18 protein-coding genes are annotated in these 16,438 nt (G+C 43.1%); 7 read left to right on the top strand and 11 right to left on the bottom strand.

All coding sequences use genetic code 11. The annotated features are described in order from the left end of the window. Nucleotides 1-175: 175 nt before the first annotated feature. A complete protein-coding gene (gene ttcA / locus R7Q11_RS12545) occupies nucleotides 176-1,069 on the top strand; it encodes a tRNA 2-thiocytidine(32) synthetase TtcA (protein ID WP_005377502.1) in 894 nt (297 codons plus the stop codon). A gap of 140 nt (nucleotides 1,070-1,209) precedes the next feature. On the opposite strand, the gene uspE is transcribed toward ttcA, so the two are convergent. The 10 genes from uspE to ccoN all read right to left on the bottom strand — a co-directional run bounded on the left by uspE (nucleotide 1,210) and on the right by ccoN (nucleotide 10,211). Then, nucleotides 1,210-2,157 carry a universal stress protein UspE gene (gene uspE, locus R7Q11_RS12540; RefSeq protein ID WP_005377500.1) on the bottom strand — a complete coding sequence of 316 codons (948 nt, stop codon included), beginning with the start codon at nucleotides 2,155-2,157 and terminating at the stop codon, nucleotides 1,210-1,212. A gap of 180 nt (nucleotides 2,158-2,337) precedes the next feature. Beyond that, nucleotides 2,338-3,084 (bottom strand): FNR family transcription factor, encoded by a 747-nt coding sequence (locus R7Q11_RS12535; RefSeq protein WP_005377497.1) that lies wholly within the window; start codon nucleotides 3,082-3,084, stop codon nucleotides 2,338-2,340. A 90-nt stretch (nucleotides 3,085-3,174) separates the two neighbouring features. Further along, the gene (locus R7Q11_RS12530; protein WP_225466484.1) at nucleotides 3,175-3,855 is read right to left on the bottom strand and encodes a sulfite exporter TauE/SafE family protein; all 681 of its coding nucleotides are present in this window, start codon (nucleotides 3,853-3,855) and stop codon (nucleotides 3,175-3,177) included. Between the two features lie 8 nt (nucleotides 3,856-3,863). Continuing rightward, a complete protein-coding gene (ccoS, locus tag R7Q11_RS12525) occupies nucleotides 3,864-4,028 on the bottom strand; it encodes a cbb3-type cytochrome oxidase assembly protein CcoS (protein ID WP_005377493.1) in 165 nt (54 codons plus the stop codon). Nucleotides 4,029-4,043: 15 nt separating this feature from the next. After that, a complete protein-coding gene (locus R7Q11_RS12520; RefSeq protein WP_213907247.1) occupies nucleotides 4,044-6,407 on the bottom strand; it encodes a heavy metal translocating P-type ATPase in 2,364 nt (787 codons plus the stop codon). 4 nt (nucleotides 6,408-6,411) lie between these two features. Beyond that, a complete protein-coding gene (locus tag R7Q11_RS12515; RefSeq protein ID WP_005377489.1) occupies nucleotides 6,412-6,888 on the bottom strand; it encodes a FixH family protein in 477 nt (158 codons plus the stop codon). A 105-nt stretch (nucleotides 6,889-6,993) separates the two neighbouring features. Next, nucleotides 6,994-7,968, bottom strand: a complete 975-nt coding sequence (gene ccoP / locus R7Q11_RS12510) for a cytochrome-c oxidase, cbb3-type subunit III (protein ID WP_005377487.1) — start codon at nucleotides 7,966-7,968, stop codon at nucleotides 6,994-6,996. Beyond that, nucleotides 7,968-8,141, bottom strand: a complete 174-nt coding sequence (locus R7Q11_RS12505; RefSeq protein ID WP_005377485.1) for a cbb3-type cytochrome oxidase subunit 3 — start codon at nucleotides 8,139-8,141, stop codon at nucleotides 7,968-7,970. The genes ccoP and R7Q11_RS12505 overlap by 1 nt, the downstream gene beginning before the upstream one ends. A 9-nt stretch (nucleotides 8,142-8,150) precedes the next feature. Then, nucleotides 8,151-8,771 (bottom strand): cytochrome-c oxidase, cbb3-type subunit II, encoded by a 621-nt coding sequence (ccoO, locus tag R7Q11_RS12500; protein WP_005377475.1) that lies wholly within the window; start codon nucleotides 8,769-8,771, stop codon nucleotides 8,151-8,153. Nucleotides 8,772-8,783: 12 nt separating this feature from the next. After that, entirely contained in the window at nucleotides 8,784-10,211 is a 1,428-nt protein-coding gene (ccoN, locus tag R7Q11_RS12495; protein WP_005396488.1) for a cytochrome-c oxidase, cbb3-type subunit I, read from the bottom strand. Between the two features lie 257 nt (nucleotides 10,212-10,468). On the opposite strand from ccoN, the gene R7Q11_RS12490 reads away from it, so the two are divergent. The 3 genes from R7Q11_RS12490 (at nucleotide 10,469) to R7Q11_RS12480 (ending at nucleotide 13,831) form a co-directional block, all read left to right on the top strand. Continuing rightward, nucleotides 10,469-10,825, top strand: coding sequence for a hypothetical protein (locus tag R7Q11_RS12490; protein ID WP_213907248.1), 357 nt, complete (start codon nucleotides 10,469-10,471; stop codon nucleotides 10,823-10,825). Between the two features lie 113 nt (nucleotides 10,826-10,938). After that, the gene (locus R7Q11_RS12485; protein WP_005377472.1) at nucleotides 10,939-12,120 is read left to right on the top strand and encodes an FIST signal transduction protein; all 1,182 of its coding nucleotides are present in this window, start codon (nucleotides 10,939-10,941) and stop codon (nucleotides 12,118-12,120) included. Next, nucleotides 12,110-13,831 carry an ATP-binding protein gene (locus tag R7Q11_RS12480; protein WP_005377471.1) on the top strand — a complete coding sequence of 574 codons (1,722 nt, stop codon included), beginning with the start codon at nucleotides 12,110-12,112 and terminating at the stop codon, nucleotides 13,829-13,831. The genes R7Q11_RS12485 and R7Q11_RS12480 overlap by 11 nt, the downstream gene beginning before the upstream one ends. 167 nt (nucleotides 13,832-13,998) lie before the next feature. Here the strand turns inward: R7Q11_RS12480 and R7Q11_RS12475 are convergent, their stop codons facing one another. Next, complete coding sequence (locus R7Q11_RS12475; RefSeq protein WP_005389163.1) at nucleotides 13,999-14,367, bottom strand: DUF3693 domain-containing protein; 369 nt, start codon at nucleotides 14,365-14,367, stop codon at nucleotides 13,999-14,001. Between the two features lie 112 nt (nucleotides 14,368-14,479). Between R7Q11_RS12475 and R7Q11_RS12470 the strand changes: the two genes are divergently transcribed. Genes R7Q11_RS12470 through R7Q11_RS12460 form a run of 3 tightly spaced genes read left to right on the top strand, consistent with a single transcriptional unit; the run spans nucleotide 14,480 to nucleotide 16,435 of the window. After that, nucleotides 14,480-15,091 carry a hypothetical protein gene (locus R7Q11_RS12470; protein ID WP_225466483.1) on the top strand — a complete coding sequence of 204 codons (612 nt, stop codon included), beginning with the start codon at nucleotides 14,480-14,482 and terminating at the stop codon, nucleotides 15,089-15,091. Continuing rightward, nucleotides 15,088-15,303 (top strand): hypothetical protein, encoded by a 216-nt coding sequence (locus R7Q11_RS12465; RefSeq protein ID WP_225466482.1) that lies wholly within the window; start codon nucleotides 15,088-15,090, stop codon nucleotides 15,301-15,303. The genes R7Q11_RS12470 and R7Q11_RS12465 overlap by 4 nt, the downstream gene beginning before the upstream one ends. Then, on the top strand, nucleotides 15,287-16,435 hold the full coding sequence (locus R7Q11_RS12460) for a replication initiation factor domain-containing protein (RefSeq protein WP_258654985.1): 1,149 nt from the start codon (nucleotides 15,287-15,289) through the stop codon (nucleotides 16,433-16,435). The genes R7Q11_RS12465 and R7Q11_RS12460 overlap by 17 nt, the downstream gene beginning before the upstream one ends. Nucleotides 16,436-16,438: the final 3 nt, after the last annotated feature.

Below are 16,438 nucleotides of genomic sequence, written 5' to 3'. Positions count from 1 at the left end.
CAATTGCGGCTCTTTTTTCAGTTGTGACCGTAACTAAAGTATCTTTCACACTCTTTTCTTAAAGACTCAATAAGACAAGCATTTAATCCTGCGTAAAAAGCTCGTATAATCCACGCCCCAAAGAAACCCATGTTAGGAAGTCCTAGTCGATTTATCGGCGATGTGAGAGCCCGCAATGAACCAAATAGATACAAGAAAAGAAACCCTAGAATTCAACAAGCTTCAGAAACGCCTGAGAAGACATGTTGGAAATGCCATTACTGATTACAACATGATCGAAGAAGGCGATGTTGTGATGGCATGTATTAGCGGTGGTAAAGATTCATTCGCGATGCTTGATATCCTGCTGAATCTTCAAAAAGCCGCACCGATCAAATTTGAAGTGGTTGCGGTAAACCTAGACCAAAAACAACCGGGCTTCCCTGAGCACATTCTGCCAGAGTATTTCGAAACACTGAATATCCCTTACTATATTGTCGATAAGGACACTTATTCCGTCGTAAAAGAGAAGGTACCAGAAGGCAAAACCACTTGTGGTCTGTGTTCACGCCTGCGACGTGGTACGCTGTATTCATTTGCAGAGAAGATTGGTGCAACTAAGCTTGCGCTAGGTCATCACATGGATGACATCGTCGAAACAATGTTCTTGAATATGTTCCACGGCTCTCGCCTTAAAGCGATGCCACCAAAGCTACGCTCTGATGATGGTCGTAACGTGGTCATTCGTCCATTGACTTACTGTCGTGAAAAAGATCTGATCAAATACGCTGAGCACAAGGATTTCCCAATTATTCCGTGTAACCTTTGTGGCTCTCAAGAGAATCTTCAGCGTCAATCTATAAAAGCAATGTTGATTGAATGGGATAAGAAGACGCCAGGGCGTGTGGAAGCGATTTTTAAATCAATTCAAAACGTAAGCCCAAGCCAACTAGCAGACCGCGAATTGTTCGACTTTGTTAACTTACCGCTAGATCGTGAAGGTAACCGCGAAGAGTATGAATTTAATGAGGCTGTCGTTTCTTCGACGAATATTGATGAATCAATGTTCATCGATGTTACGAACATCTAACTCGTAAAAAAGGAGGTCAATTAGACCTCCTTTTTTGTACCCAACGCTTTAACTGTTCCCAAACAAAAATCCCCCTGTATTGGGGGGATTTATTAGCGCTTATTTGAAAGCGCTCAATACATAGCAATACTAAGGAGAGATTAGGTTGCTGTATTTGGGTCGAGAGGGCTAATGTAGCCTTTTGGTTTTAGAGCCAACACATCGCAATTTATTTTATCAATTACGTGCTCCGCTGTATTACCAATAAAGACAGCAGAAAGCCCAGTTCGCCCTGTAGTACCTAAAATAACCATTGCAGCATTCAAGCGCTCTGCAGCTGCCGGAATGACATCTTCAGGTAAACCTTGCTCAACTATCGTTTGTTCTTCATCAAGACCATGTTTTTGGCGTAGTGCTTTCATAGCCGTTAAATGATGACCTCGCACTGCATCGGTATAAGTCGTTGGGTCAAATTCAGGAAGTTCAATCGTAATGTTCGCCGGTGTAACGGGGTAGGCGTTAACAAGATATGGCTTGGCCTCAAGCCGAGTGGTGATTTCTTTTAATCGCTCGACCATCGTATCGTTGAGATCAATATGAGTCGGGTTTTCTGAGCCCACATGTACTGAGGCAAGGATACTTGCTTGTTCCGGCCAAGCAGCATTCTTAATAAGAAGCACTGGAATAGGGCATTTTCGCAACAAGTGCCAATCTGTCGGTGTAAAAATGACAGACTCTAAAACATCATGCTTACGTGTGCCTTTGATGACTAGGTCATGATTGCCTGCATAGACTTCAGCAATAATCGCCTCATAAGGACGGTTGTGCCAGACAACACAAACATCAAAGTCGAAGCCATCGTTTAGGTATGGTTGAGCAATTTTACGCATCCACTGCTCACGCTGATGAATGACACCTCGACGCATAGCATCTCTTTCATCCACTGATAGCATTGACGTCATGTCATACGAGAAATCGTAAATGGATAAAAAGAAAGTGATTCGGCTTCTAGATACACTTTTCTGAGCTAATTGAACAGCTCTTGCAAGTGCGGGCTGCTCATCATTATTGATGTCAGCTACAACAAGGATCTTACTGTATATACTCATAACTAAGCCCACTTCTATTGCAAAACCAGATTCTGAATGTAAATTAAATCAGTATTTTGGAGTACTCACCGTACATTTTTACTGTAGCTTAGTTTGGAGAACTTTTTGAGGACTTTCGAAAGGAATTTATGAGAAATATGATGTAGCTCATTTTCGAGCTACATCAATAATTAGGGTGTATTATTCTTTAGTTACACCAGCAAGTTCCATCAATGCATCGTGGTCTAAGATAGTGATATATTTACCTTTTACGCTTAGGATCTCAGATTTCTGGAAACGACCTAACAAACGACTGATCGTTTCGACTGTAAGACCAAGGTAGTTGCCAATATCACCACGAGTCATAGTTAAACGAAACTCTCTAGGGCTGAAGCCACGCTGAGAAAAACGCGTTGATAGGTTGTAAAGGAAAGCAGCTAGTCGCTCTTCTGCGTTCTTTTTAGAAAGAAGCAAAATCATTTCCTGATCACCTTTAATTTCGTTACTCATCAAACGCATGATTTGCTGGCGAAGCTTAGGCATTTTACCCGATAGATCGTCTAAAATTTCGTATGGGATTTCACATACCATCGACGTTTCGAGTGCTTGAGCAAAGCTAGGGTGGGAGTCACCAGTGATAGCATCGAAACCGACTAAGTCTCCAGCTAAGTGAAACGCTGTGATTTGCTCATCACCTTGCTCTGTGATCGTATAGCTCTTGATGGTACCAGAGCGGATAGCGTATAGCGATTTTAGCTCATCACCGGCCTTAAAAAGCTCTTGTCCTTTTTGAATAGGCTTCTTACGTTCGATGATTTGGTCAAGCTGATCAAGTTCTGCCTCATTTAGAGTGAACGGGATACACAGTTGACTAATGCTACAATCTTGGCAATGAATGGCGCAACCGCCTGATTGGATACGCTTTGTTGCAGGTTTTTCAGAAATCATAACAACCTTTCACTATTTGATATACATCAATATTTTAGCATCGCTTAATCTTAAAGGGTAGCAAAAATGTCACCTCAATAGAGTTTAACGTTATATGAAACCGAGTAACGCTAAGGCTCCTACAGCGGTATACGTACCATAGCCAATAAGGACTAATGCTGAAATATTTCTAAATATTAATGATTTTTGTAATTTCTGAAAATGATTGGCACCGTATCCAATAATAAGCATTGCAGGTAGTGTTCCGAGCCCAAACGCAAGCATAATTAGGCCGCCGTTCATCGCACTACCAGAAACCGCCGACCAAGTAAGCGCTGAATAAACTAAGCCACATGGTAACCAACCCCAAATAAAGCCAAATGGCAACGCGTGAAGAGGATGCTTTAGTGGCAACAGATTCTTCCCTGCCGGCGAGATAAAGCGCCAGATATACTGCCCTAGCTTTTCTATTAAAAGTAAGCCTTGCCACCATTTAGCAATATACAGCGCGACCAGAATCATGAATAACGCAGCAATCAGCCTTAACCAAGCAAGAGAATGCGTTAACCCACTAAGCTCAGATAAACCTGATATAGCACCACCCACTAATGCTCCTATTAAGGTATAACTGATCAATCGTCCGAGGTTGTAGAAGAGGGGGATAAGAGGGGTGGTTTTATTTTTAGCAGAAGAGCCCATGGTAAGCAGAGACGCGATACCACCACACATACCCATACAATGACCGGCTCCTACTAAGCCGATCATCAACGCACCGATAAAATCAGGAGTCATAAAGGTCGCTACTTTTTATCACTATTAGATTGGTCTTCTTCGTCGAGAAGAATGTTGTGCCCTTGCCGTTCAAGATCTTCAAACTGATCGCTTCTTACCGCCCAAAGAAAAACGGCGACAGCAACACAAACGAGAACGATAGCGATGGGAATCAATATATAAAGACTTTCCATGTTTGCTTTCTCTACTTATTTCTCTTTGAGCAGGCGCAAAGAGTTAGATACAACGATAATTGAGCTTGCAGACATGCCAACTACTGCAATGTAGGGAGCCACTAAACCTGCGACCGCCAAAGGCAAAATTAACAGGTTGTAACCCAAAGACCAAGCCAAGTTTTCTCGAATAATCTTTCTTGTACGCAGTGCAAGCAAACGTGCTTCTAGTAGCTTTTCGAGATTATCCCCAAGTAACGTCATATCTGCAGAAGCTTTAGCGACATCTGTACCACCGCCCATTGCGACAGAAAGGTGAGCTCCGGCGAGAGTCGGCGCGTCATTGATTCCATCACCAACCATCATAGTGATACTGTTTTCGTCCAAGCTCTTAAGGTATGCAAGCTTATCTTCTGGCTTTGCTGACGCGACGATGTGATCGATACCAATTTCATTCGCCACTGGTTGGGCGTTTGAGAGAGAATCACCAGTTAGCAGGGTTGTCTTAATTCCAGCGTCAGCAAAACGTTGAATAAAGGCTTTGCTTTCTTTTCGGATAGGGTCGCGGTAGTAAAAGCTAGCGACATGCTTGCCATCAACCGACAGATAGACCGCCTGGCTTTCACCACTTTCTTTGCCTTGAACAAAAGCCGCACTGCCTATCTTAACGATTTTGCCATTCCATATCCCTTCAATCCCTGACCCAATCACGTTTTGCACATCAGACACGATAAAGTCATCATTGGCGTAACTTGCAAAAGAGCGAGCGATAGGATGGTTTGCATGAGCTTCTAATGCTGCGGCTAGAGAGAGACAATCTTCTTTTGGAAGATCACTCAACACTTTTGTATCACAGATCTCAATATCACCTTTCGTTAGAGTGCCTGTTTTATCTACAACTAAGTGGTTGATCTTACATAATGTCTCAAACACATGGCCTTTACGAAGTAAAATGCCAAAATTACCCATTCTAGAGGTAGCACAAGTGAGTGCGGTCGGTGTGGCCAGAGATAGCGCACATGGACACGTAGCGACTAGCACAGACAGCATGATCCAAAACGCATCATCTGGTTTTGTTTGATGCCAGTAAAACCAAGTACCAGCAGAGATAATAAGAATCACACCAACAAAGTAACGGGCGACAATGTCTGCAATTTCCGCAATTTTAGGTTTGGAGTGTTGAGCTTCATCTTGTAAACGCACGATGTTAGAAATCATTGAATCGGCCTTTGAGCTTACTACCTCAAGTTCAAATGATTCGTCTCCGTTTAGCGTTCCCGCATAAACAATATCGCCTTCTCGTTTCACAACATGCACTGACTCACCCGTTAGCATGGATTCATCAATATGAATACGGCCTGAAATAACTTTACCGTCAGCGGGGATATGTTCACCAGGTAGAACGCGAATACGATCGCCAACTTTTAGCGTCTTCACGGGTATCTGATCACCGTCCAGCGTTGTAGCAATTGCCGGAATCAACTTAAGAAGGTTACCACTCGCTGCAGCAGCTTTGCGACGAGCGCGCATCTCTAAGAATCGACCTACTAACAAAAAGAAGGTAAACATCGAGATAGATTCAAAGAAGACTTCGCCTTGTTCAGTTACTGTTGCAACTAAACTTGCAACATAGGCAAAGATCAACGCAATAGAAACCGGGACATCCATACCAAGGGTTCGGCCTTTGATACTGCGCCATGCGTTTAAGTAAAATGGAAGAGCGGAATAAAGCAAAACAGGAGTAGCAAAAATCAAACTTACCCAACGAAAGTAACTTTTAAACTCTGGCTCTAAATCACCAAAGACTTCGAGATACAGTGCAACGGCGAGCATCATGACCTGCATGGTTGCTAAACCTGCAATACCTAGCCGATATAGATATTGCTTCATCATTCGATGGTAAGAGGCTTCTTGCTTATCTGCTTCAAAAGGTGCAGCTTTGTAACCAAGTTTATGAATAACGGAAAGGAGCTCGCTTAACCGTACCTGAGTTTTATCCCAGGCTAGTAACGCTCGATTGGTGGTTGTATTAACACGGATAGATACCAACCCGGCCGTATTAGAAACTTGCTTTTCGATTAACCACGCACAAGCGGCACATGAAACGCCTTCCAAAGAAAGGGTTACTTCAGAAACATTTTCGCGATTTCGTACGAATTCAGATTGTACATCCGCATTGTCATAATGAATTAAAGCTTGGAGTTGCTCTGGTACTAGGTCTGCCTTTTCTGCAGGCGCAGTGCGGTATTGGTAATATGATACAAGACCACTATCGACAATAGTCTGCGCCACAGTTTCGCAGCCCGGACAACACATGTCGCGAATTTCACCCAATATTTCTACTTTGAAATCCGTGTTGGCTGGTACATCTTCACCGCAGTGATAACAGGATTTACACATATGCTTACTTCATTAACGGTGTTGAAGAGGCAGGAAACTCAACTTTACCTTGGATCATCCATTGCTTGTCGTGTGGTTGTAGTTCAACAAACCATGGTCCTTGAATAGATTCCTCAGCTTTTAGTCGGTAATTACCAGATGCATCCGCTGTTACAAGCTTTGTGAAGTCACGATCAGGAAGAGTACGATGAGTGAAAGTGGCCGTTAGAGCAGGGTAATGAGGTAGCTTCCCTTTAGCGAAAACAATCACAACATTGTTATTTTCAGAGGAAATCTCAGCGTTAAGACCTAGGTCACGAGCGACATTCATTTTACTAATGTCGATATTAATGCCTTTGCCTTTTTTATAGTAATCCTCGGCGACTAAAGAAACAGAGTTGTTCGAGAAAACGACCACAGTAATCACAGTCCAAACTACGACAGTAAGAGGAAGGATGATTAGGAACCACGGCCAAAATTGTTTATACCAAGGCTTTACCATAAAAAAGTTCTCAACAGCTAAATGAAAAAATGTAAGGCGTTAAATTTAAAGGAAAGACAGCCCCTATGAAAGGGGCTGTTATTGCTATGTTACGTAATATCTCAGTTACTTACTCTCTGAGTTACTTAAACTCCAGACATATGAGGCAACGAGCTGAACTTTATCTTCACCCAAAATGTCTTTCCACGCAGGCATTACGCCTGAGCGTCCGTTCATTACGGTTTCTGTTACAGCTGCACGAGAGTCACCAAATAACCAGTCTTGGTCTGTAAGGTCAGGCGCACCGACTGCAGGGTTACCCTTACCATCGGTACCATGACAAGCTGCACACACTACGAAGCGTGCTTTACCTGCCGCGGCTTCACGAGCATTTACTTTACGACCAGATAGACTAAGTGTGTAACTTACAACTTCTTGAACACCTTGCTCACCAAGGGCATCTTTCCATGCTGGCATTTGACCAATACGGCCGTGCATGATGGTTGTAACGATCGCTGCTGGCTCGCCACCATATAGCCATGCATCATCAGTCAGGTTAGGGAAGCCTTTCTGACCACGTGCATCAGAGCCATGGCATTGAGAACAGTTTTGCAAAAACAAACGCTGACCAACTTTTAATGCTTCAGGATCTTGCGCAATTTCAGGAATTGGGCGTAGACCACTGTCATTGTGCGCAAGTTTACGGAATGCTTCGCCGAAGTAAGCGTCGGCATCATCCAGTTCTTTTGCATATTGGTTTAGTTGCTTGTTCTCTTGTGCTGCAGCGATGGCTTCTTTTGACTCTTCTAGTGAGCGAACGGTTTGAGCCGAACTCTGCCAGTTTAAAAAGCCCTTGAAGCTACCTAGACCTGGGAATAGGGCAAGGTAAACTGCTGCGAACACAAATGTGCTTACAAACAGGTAAGTCCACCACTTTGGTAGAGGGTTGTTTAGCTCGCGAATACCATCGTACTCGTGGCCCATGTCTTCCCCTTCCTCGACGCCCATTTTATCTTTAGCGCACCAAGTCAGGAGAATCGCACAGCCTACTAGCGTACCGACAGTAATCACGATAATCCAGAGACTCCAGAATGTAGTCATTACTTCTTCACTCCTTGGTTATTAGGGGTCTTTTGTTCTTCGTCAGCAAACACCAAGTTGGCATCTTCTTCAAAGCGTGCTTTACGCTTTTTACTAAATGCCCACCATACGATGCCAATAAAACTAGCGAAGAGTACAACGGTATAAATACTATGAATTGTACCGAAATCCATATGATCCCCTTACTTCATTGCATGACCAAGAGACTGAAGGTAAGCGATGATTGCATCCATCTCTGTTTTACCTTCTACTTCTTTAGCCGAATTCGCGATCTCTTCATCAGTGTATGGAACGCCGAACTGATCACGAAATAGCTCAAGTTTCTTCTGAGTTAGCTTACCGTCTAAAACGTTTTCAGCTAGCCACGGGAAACCTGGCATGTTTGACTCAGGTACAAGCTCACGAGGATCTAACAGGTGAACACGGTGCCATTCGTCAGAATAACGACCACCAACACGAGCTAAATCCGGGCCTGTACGCTTAGAGCCCCAAAGGAATGGGTGTTCCCAAACACTCTCACCAGCAACAGAGTAGTGACCGTAACGTTCAGTCTCTGAGCGGAAAGGACGAACCATCTGGCTGTGACAGACGTTACAACCTTCACGGATGTAGATATCACGGCCTTCCATCTCCAAAGGAGTGTAAGCGCGCAGATTTTCTACAGGTTCAGTCGTTTGCTTTTGGAAAATCAGAGGAGTGATCTCTACAAGAGCACCCCAACTGATAGCAAACACGATAAAAATAGCCAACAAACCGACATTACGTTCTAAGATTTCATGGCGATTATTAGAATTATTACTCATTCTTAAATCTCCTTATGCCGGATGTGGGATAGCTTTTAGGCTTTCTTTAGGTGCACTTACCGTTTTGTACGTGTTGTATGCCATTAGGAACATACCTGATAGGAAGATAAATCCGCCTAGGAAACGTACAAAGTAGAACGGATAAGACGCTTCTACAGACTCAACAAAGCTGTAAGTTAGCGTACCGTCAGAGTTAACCGCGCGCCACATAAGACCTTGCATTACACCAGAGATCCACATCGCAACGATGTAAAGAACGGTACCGATTGTTGCTAGCCAGAAATGCACATTAACTAGACCAACAGAGTACATACGCTCTTGGCCAAATAGGCGAGGTACCAAGTGATATACAGAGCCGATAGAGACCATCGCAACCCAACCTAACGCACCAGAGTGAACGTGACCAATGGTCCAGTCTGTGTAGTGAGAAAGTGCGTTAACCGTCTTAATCGACATCATCGGGCCTTCAAAGGTAGACATGCCGTAGAACGACAGTGAAACGATTAGGAAACGTAGGATAGGGTCATAACGAAGCTTATGCCATGCACCAGATAACGTCATAATACCGTTGATCATACCACCCCAAGAAGGAGCAAATAGAACCAGCGACATAACCATACCTAGAGACTGAGTCCAGTCTGGTAGCGCTGTATAATGAAGGTGGTGAGGGCCTGCCCAAATATATAGAGAAATAAGTGCCCAGAAGTGAACGATAGATAGACGGTAAGAATAAACAGGACGTTCAGCTTGTTTAGGAACGAAGTAGTACATCATACCTAGGAAACCAGCGGTCAGTAGGAAACCTACCGCATTGTGTCCATACCACCACTGAACCATCGCATCCACTGCGCCCGAGTAAATCGAGTAAGATTTACCAAGTGACACAGGAATAGCCATGCTGTTCACGATGTGAAGTACTGCTACTGTGATAATAAAGGCACCGAAGAACCAGTTTGCCACATAAATATGTGACGTGTTTCGCTTCACTAGTGTGCCGAAGAACACCACCGCATATGATACCCATACTAGCGCAATTGCGATATCAATAGGCCATTCTAGCTCAGCATACTCTTTACCCGATGTTAAACCGAGAGGCAAAGTAATGGCTGCTGCCAGGATGATTGCTTGCCAACCCCAAAAGGTGAAGGCAACTAGTGGGCCACCAAAAAGACGTGTTTGACATGTGCGCTGTACAACATAATAAGACGTTGCGAACAGAGCACTGGTACCAAACGCAAAAATTACCGCATTAGTATGCAGTGGACGTAAGCGACTGTACGTCAACCACGGCGTATCAAAGTTTAGCTGTGGCCAAACTAATTGAGCGGCAATCAAAACACCAACAGCCATACCAACTATGCCCCATAAAATGGTCACAAGGGTAAATTGGCGAACGACTGTATAGTTGTAGTTTTGTTCAAGCTGCTTTACTTGGCTCATTTGCATGCTTCCAATTTCTAATTAACTACACTTTTACTTCCAACACGACTTGCGTCGTAACACCACCCAAGTAAACTCTAGAATTCAAGTGTTATCATCACCTTATTTCCATTGCTGACTTTAATAAAAAGTGGCATTTTCAGCGTGACACTATACTTGAATTAACAATTCAATGACAGGGTAGTAACCTTACTGGACCTCTGGAAATCATTTTTTATTTAAAAAGTTTGAAGTTTGTAACAAGGATATTAGTAATTATGCCTGCACAAAAGTTAACAAAGGCGCGACTTGCACAAATCTTAATCATGCTCAGTGTTTTAATAAGCGCATTTTTCTGGCGTACCTTTACACACGAGAGTGTTAATAGCGTTGACTGTTCACAAAAAGAACGATGCGATGTAACAATTGAAGGAGAAATAATCACGATTAATCGTGACTCAATGGGAATTTCGCTCGAAACGACAGAAAGTAGCACTCTAAAAATTGATCTAAATCAATCTGGTAATTTTATCAATCTCAACGAAAAGCATAAGTCAGTAGAATGGGACATCATGCCTGAATCGAAAAAAATCACCTTTAAAAAAGGTGAAAACATTGTTGTAGTTCAATTATAAATACGATCTATCACGAGATAATCGTAACTTATTAATGAAATTAACACCTTCTTACCTAGAGAAAATTGGTTGGAATGGTATAACAGCAGAGTGATATCCAATTATAAAATCGTATGCATTGCCAATCAGTTTTTACTCATATTAAAGATGAAGACTCAGCGATAAAAACGCTCAGGTCCGAATTGACACAACAGAACTTGTCTTACGTGATGTGTTACTACACGGAAGAATACAATTTCGAGTTGATTCGAGAAGCGTTTCTTGCGCATTTTCCTGGTGTGCCTTTTCATGGCGCCAGTTCATGTCAAGCCGTAATGACAGATCAGGGCTTTCATACAGGCCCAGTAATTGCGGCACTTGCTGTTTATGATACAGGTCCTCATGCTTATGGTACTGGTATTTCTAATCACAACTCAGGTGACAGCGTCACCAAGGCTTTGGATATGGCCCTTGAGAACGCAAACCGTGTAGGAGAGGTACCAAACTTAATTCTACTTCATGCTACACCAGGGCAAGAGGAATCAATCATTGCGTCTATAGATGAAAGATTTGGAACTCTAATTCCAATTATTGGTGGTTCGGCCGCTGATAATAACATCGCTGGGAAATGGTCTGTGATAACCGCCCAAGGTTCTCAAACTTCAGGTTTAAGCTTAACTCTCTTTTACTCCTCTCAACCTGTTGATATCGCTTTTAGCGCTGGACATACACCAACTAATATCAAAGGTGTTGCAACCAAGACCAACGATAGATGCTTACTTGAAATTGATAACGAACCTGCGCTCAATGTTTATAGAAGGTGGACAAATCACCAGGATAACCAAGTAGGTAAAGATAATATGCTGTTTACAAACTCGAGTGCTTATCCATTAGGGCGGATCGCAGGTCATCTCTATGATCGCCCATATTACAAGTTATCCCATCCGATCCGTGAGACGCAAGATGGTGGAATCGAGTTGTTTACACGAATAGAAGAGGGTGACGAGCTCACATTAATGAAAGGAAGTCGTGAGCATCTCGTTGCGCGCGCTGCAAAAGTCGTCAATGCCGCTTTTAACCAAAAATTAGAAGAGTCTCGAAAAATTGGAGTGATAAATATCTTTTGCGCAGGTCCCATGTTGCACTTAATGCAAGACATGAATAGCGTTTGTGAACAAATTAACCAAGAACTAGAACATTTGCCTTTTATTTGCCCTTTTACTTTCGGCGAGCAAGGTAGATTTATTGGTGGTGAGAATGGACATGGAAACCTGATGATTTCATCGGCTATATTCCATAAACCTTATGAAAGATAAATACTTAGACATATATCAACAGGAAGCGCTTCAAGAAGCGTTAGTTGAGCTAAAGCAGGCTAGACAAAGAGAACGACTACTCGCCGATGAAAACAAGGCCATTCTTTCCGCGATATCTGCGATGAGTGAGGCAAAGAATCGGCATGAGATATTTACGGGATTAAACAATGTCCTCAAAAAGTACATCAACTTCGATGATTTTATTGTACTGACTCGTGATGGTGAACGATATCCCTTCAAGACATTGATATCAACTAATAGCGTATTTGATAATGTATCCTGGTTACACGGTAACACCTATCAAAGAGCTCTCAATGGTGAATGCATTCTACTGTTCGAGCCAGATAAACTCGCTGAGTTTGTTAACTTAAACAGCTTTATAAAAAGCCATGTAAACTCGGTCGTTTTAACTGGTATACGTTCAGAAGTAACGCAAACCGTAATCCTACTTATTGGAGCTCAGAAAGGGCACTTTAGCATAGAGAATAAGGAAACCTTGAGGCGGTTTCGTCCCTTAATTGAAAGGGCGGTCATTGATATCGAGACCAAAGAGAAGTTACAACGTATCGTTGAAGTAAGAACAACTCAGCTCGCTAAAGCAAGAGAAGAAGCAGAGCTTGCGAACCGGTCTAAGTCGGAGTTCTTAGCGATGATGAGTCATGAAATAAGAACCCCTTTAAATTCCGTTCTTGGAATGCTAGATATACTGAAGCAATCAACCTTGTCAGAAGAACAAATTGATGCTTTGAGCCAAATGGAGTGCTCTGCAGAGTTACTTCTCGCGATAATCAGTGACATTCTTGATCTTTCTAAAATCGAGTCAGGTCGCTTTCAGCTCAATGAACAATGGATTAACTTAAGAGACACTGTCACTTTTGTTATTTCTCAGCAAAAACAAATAGCTAAGAAGAAAAATCTTAAATTCAAGCTCAACTGTACTGTCACTAATGACAAACAATTTTGGATTGACTCCACGCGGTTATCTCAAATTCTGTTTAATCTAATAGGGAATGCAATAAAGTTTACAGACGAAGGTGAAGTAAAAGTTTCTGTATCTGAGCAAGATGCTGAACTTGTGATCTCAATATCTGACACTGGAATTGGTATATCTAAAGCAAAGCAAGAGCATTTGTTTACGGCATTTCATCAAGGAGACCGTTCCATCACGAGACGCTTCGGTGGTACAGGACTGGGGCTCGCAATAACCAAGCATTTAGTCGAAATGATGCGTGGAAAGATTGCCGTTAAAAGTGATGAGCATGTTGGTTCAACCTTTACGATTTCGATTCCAGTTTTGACTCGTTGTAATCAAAATCGTCCAGTTAGAATCGAAACCAATCAACCGACAAAAGCAATGGAACTTCTCGTCGTAGAAGATACCGAATCGAATCAGTTCGTAATAAAGCTTATCTTAAATAAGCTTGGCCATAATGTTCATATCGCAAGCCATGGAGCAGAGGCATTAACATTTTTAGAAGAGAATGAGGATTTAATCGATTTGATTCTCATGGATGTCTCGATGCCAGTGATGGATGGAATTACCGCAACAAGACTTATTCGAGATAAAGGTCTCAGGACCCCAATTATAGCGTTAACTGCACATGCGCTAGAAAGCGATAGAGATAAATGCCTGGATGCCGGTATGGACGGATTCATTTCCAAGCCAGTTAGAAGACAAGATATCTTTGAAGCTATACAGTCATTTCAATAAGTAAAAAGGCGTTAATATAGATCTTAACAATCGATAGATTATTAAGATCTATATTAAGTATTTTATGGTAAATAACCATTATGTTTAATGCTAAAGCCCTTAAATTTAAAATCTGCAAGGGAATAGGAGCATACTCAGATAATATTTAGCGTACGGCGATATATAATTTAACATAACACATATAATGCGCACTGTAATAGTGGTTCCTGTGGACTTGCAATCACTAAAGCCAATCCGGCACAAACCATTGAAATGCTTGATAATCCAAGTCCGTTATACTTTTTTGCAATGCTTTCCCACATGCTTTTTATAGCTGGGTTTTCATTGCGATCAGCGTGACATCCTAGCAACGCAATCTCCGGGTCTATACCTGCGCCGTGTGCTAGAAAAACTGCTTCTTCATCAGTAAGTTGTCTAACACCTTTGCGAATTTTACTAATCTTCGGCGGGTCTAGATTCAAATCGTGCGCAACCTGCTTATCTTGTACGTAGTTTTTCGCCTTTTTGTAGGCGTTAATTAGTTCAGCTGTGTACATAAGAACCTCCATTTCTTCTCATTGTAGCCACAAAGTTGCCATAAATCGCATCTTGCAGTTGCCATTCTTCGCAACTACGATTGCCATAAATCGCAATTGGTCAGGTGTCATTATGCTTACGGAACAAATCAAATCCCTTATCGAAAATGAATGTGCGCTTAGTCCTCGACTTACTGGCGTGTTCTTCCGTAAGCACCTGAATCAATCTATGTATGATGATGACGGCCAACTCACTGAGTTCGCCATTCAATGTCATCACTACTTTAACGAACTCAAACGCGCTGCTGAGCAAAAAGCCTTTCATGCTCGTCTTGAACAGCGTCGTCTTCAACACGAACAACAGCAAGAATCCGTTAAACGCGTTAATCAGTCCGTAAAGAAATCCGCTAACCAATCACGAGCTCAGTTCATCGGCTCTCTGCGCTTTGAACTCAATCAAGGCGTTCTGATGGTTCGCTCAGTTTCCCGTTCAATGCCAACTCCAACCAAATGGATTCGTCGCTATCTCAAGAAACTTGGCGTACATCGCATTGGTAAGTCTTTGTCTAACGGGATTTTATTTTCTGGTGACGCTGTCACTGAAATCCTTGCTTGTTTGCAAGCTAAACAGGCTAAGAACGACACCGTACCGCTTGAACTGAATATCAGCGCCCTGCCGATTTTAACTTGGTTTCGTTCGCCACTCAGCTTTGGTACTCCAACATTGGAGGCTCAGTGCTCATGAACGAAGCTCAAATCATCTATTACGACTTGCTGCCTGACTACACGGTTTCTGTGTTGGTCAAAGGTTCCGACGAATGGGATTTGCTTAAATCCATGTCTCATCTTGAGTCTTGGGCTTCGTCTCAGTTCGCTTCTTATGAGTTGGTGTCCATCACCAACACGACCGTTGAACAACGTATCAATTTGGGGGTGTTTGATGACTACCGCAACTAACATCCTCAAAAAGTTCGATGAGCAAAGCGTTCATATTGATTACCTGTGTTTTACGTTTGCTGTGAAAGACTTACGTCATTGTCATGATGCCGTTCGTCGATTGCACAAGCATGAAGAATACAAAGGCTTTGCCAAACCAGGACTGTTACAGCGTCACTGTCGTGCACCTAAGTTCCCTGCTCCACCTGTGTTTAATCCGACGGTCGCTAAGACGTCTGAAGACATTGAAGCGTACAACAAAGCCTTTGATATCTGCTATCGCAACTATTTGGAAGACTGCTTGCGCATCTTCACCAATCAAGTGCTTGGTCTGTCGCTGTCTGCACCTCGCGGTTTGGGTTTTCAGTTCTACACCGAATCCATGAAACTGACTTCGCCAGATGGTGAGGACTTCTGCGGCTTCGTTGGTATCGGCGGTAACAATGACACGGTGCATTTCCAAATCAACGGAACGGGATGCAAGCATGTATTTGCCCGTCGTCCTACGTGGTCGCTGCATGACTGGCTGACTAATGTCCTTGGTGTGCAAACTCTGGCGCGTGTTGACTTGGCCTATGACGATTACGACGGCATTTTTGATTGCGAATACGCTTACAAGGCGTGGCGTGACGACTGTTTCCGCACCGCAGAACGTGGTCGTGGCCCTGTGCTTCATGAAGATATGACCATTGCCAGCATCGGCAAAGATGGCAAACCGATTTACACCAAAGAGCAATACTCGATTGGTTCGCGTACCTCGCGCATTTACTGGCGTATCTACAACAAGGCGCTTGAGCAGAAACTCGCGAACACGGGTCTTGTCTGGTATCGCTCTGAAGTTGAGCTTAAAAAATGGAATGTTGATGTGTTGCTGAATCCGGCTGGCGCGTATGCCGCGCTCAATGATTTCGCTGCGTCTATTTCTACCGCTAAGAAATTCAATACCAAACCTGTCCCGACTAAACGCGCGGCGTTAGACCTGTTGGCCTCTGCGCATTGGATGCGTCGCCAGTACGGGAAAATCCTTAATTCACTTATCGAGTTCCATGAGGGCGACATTGAAACCGTGGTCGGTTCCCTTGTCCGTGATGGAACGAAATTCACCTTCCCCGATACCTACGGCAAGTTGGTGACTCACATATTGGAGACTTAACAA

The organism is Vibrio sp. 970 (assembly GCF_033339075.1).
The sequence above is the reverse complement of the archived record's forward strand: the minus strand, read 5'-3'. Positions and strand labels throughout refer to the sequence as shown.

Coding starts and splice junctions, on each gene's coding strand:
- uspE (WP_005377500.1), bottom strand. CDS start 2,157: ATGAGTATATACAGTAAGATCCTTGTTGTAGCTGACATCAATAATGAT.
- R7Q11_RS12530 (WP_225466484.1), bottom strand. CDS start 3,855: ATGACTCCTGATTTTATCGGTGCGTTGATGATCGGCTTAGTAGGAGCC.
- R7Q11_RS12470 (WP_225466483.1), top strand. CDS start 14,480: ATGCTTACGGAACAAATCAAATCCCTTATCGAAAATGAATGTGCGCTT.
- ccoN (WP_005396488.1), bottom strand. CDS start 10,211: ATGAGCCAAGTAAAGCAGCTTGAACAAAACTACAACTATACAGTCGTT.
- R7Q11_RS12475 (WP_005389163.1), bottom strand. CDS start 14,367: ATGTACACAGCTGAACTAATTAACGCCTACAAAAAGGCGAAAAACTAC.
- R7Q11_RS12520 (WP_213907247.1), bottom strand. CDS start 6,407: ATGTGTAAATCCTGTTATCACTGCGGTGAAGATGTACCAGCCAACACG.
- ccoO (WP_005377475.1), bottom strand. CDS start 8,771: ATGAGTAATAATTCTAATAATCGCCATGAAATCTTAGAACGTAATGTC.
- R7Q11_RS12490 (WP_213907248.1), top strand. CDS start 10,469: ATGCCTGCACAAAAGTTAACAAAGGCGCGACTTGCACAAATCTTAATC.
- ccoP (WP_005377487.1), bottom strand. CDS start 7,968: ATGACTACATTCTGGAGTCTCTGGATTATCGTGATTACTGTCGGTACG.
- ttcA (WP_005377502.1), top strand. CDS start 176: ATGAACCAAATAGATACAAGAAAAGAAACCCTAGAATTCAACAAGCTT.
- R7Q11_RS12460 (WP_258654985.1), top strand. CDS start 15,287: ATGACTACCGCAACTAACATCCTCAAAAAGTTCGATGAGCAAAGCGTT.
- R7Q11_RS12515 (WP_005377489.1), bottom strand. CDS start 6,888: ATGGTAAAGCCTTGGTATAAACAATTTTGGCCGTGGTTCCTAATCATC.
- R7Q11_RS12535 (WP_005377497.1), bottom strand. CDS start 3,084: ATGATTTCTGAAAAACCTGCAACAAAGCGTATCCAATCAGGCGGTTGC.
- R7Q11_RS12480 (WP_005377471.1), top strand. CDS start 12,110: ATGAAAGATAAATACTTAGACATATATCAACAGGAAGCGCTTCAAGAA.
- R7Q11_RS12465 (WP_225466482.1), top strand. CDS start 15,088: ATGAACGAAGCTCAAATCATCTATTACGACTTGCTGCCTGACTACACG.
- R7Q11_RS12485 (WP_005377472.1), top strand. CDS start 10,939: ATGCATTGCCAATCAGTTTTTACTCATATTAAAGATGAAGACTCAGCG.
- R7Q11_RS12505 (WP_005377485.1), bottom strand. CDS start 8,141: ATGGATTTCGGTACAATTCATAGTATTTATACCGTTGTACTCTTCGCT.
- ccoS (WP_005377493.1), bottom strand. CDS start 4,028: ATGGAAAGTCTTTATATATTGATTCCCATCGCTATCGTTCTCGTTTGT.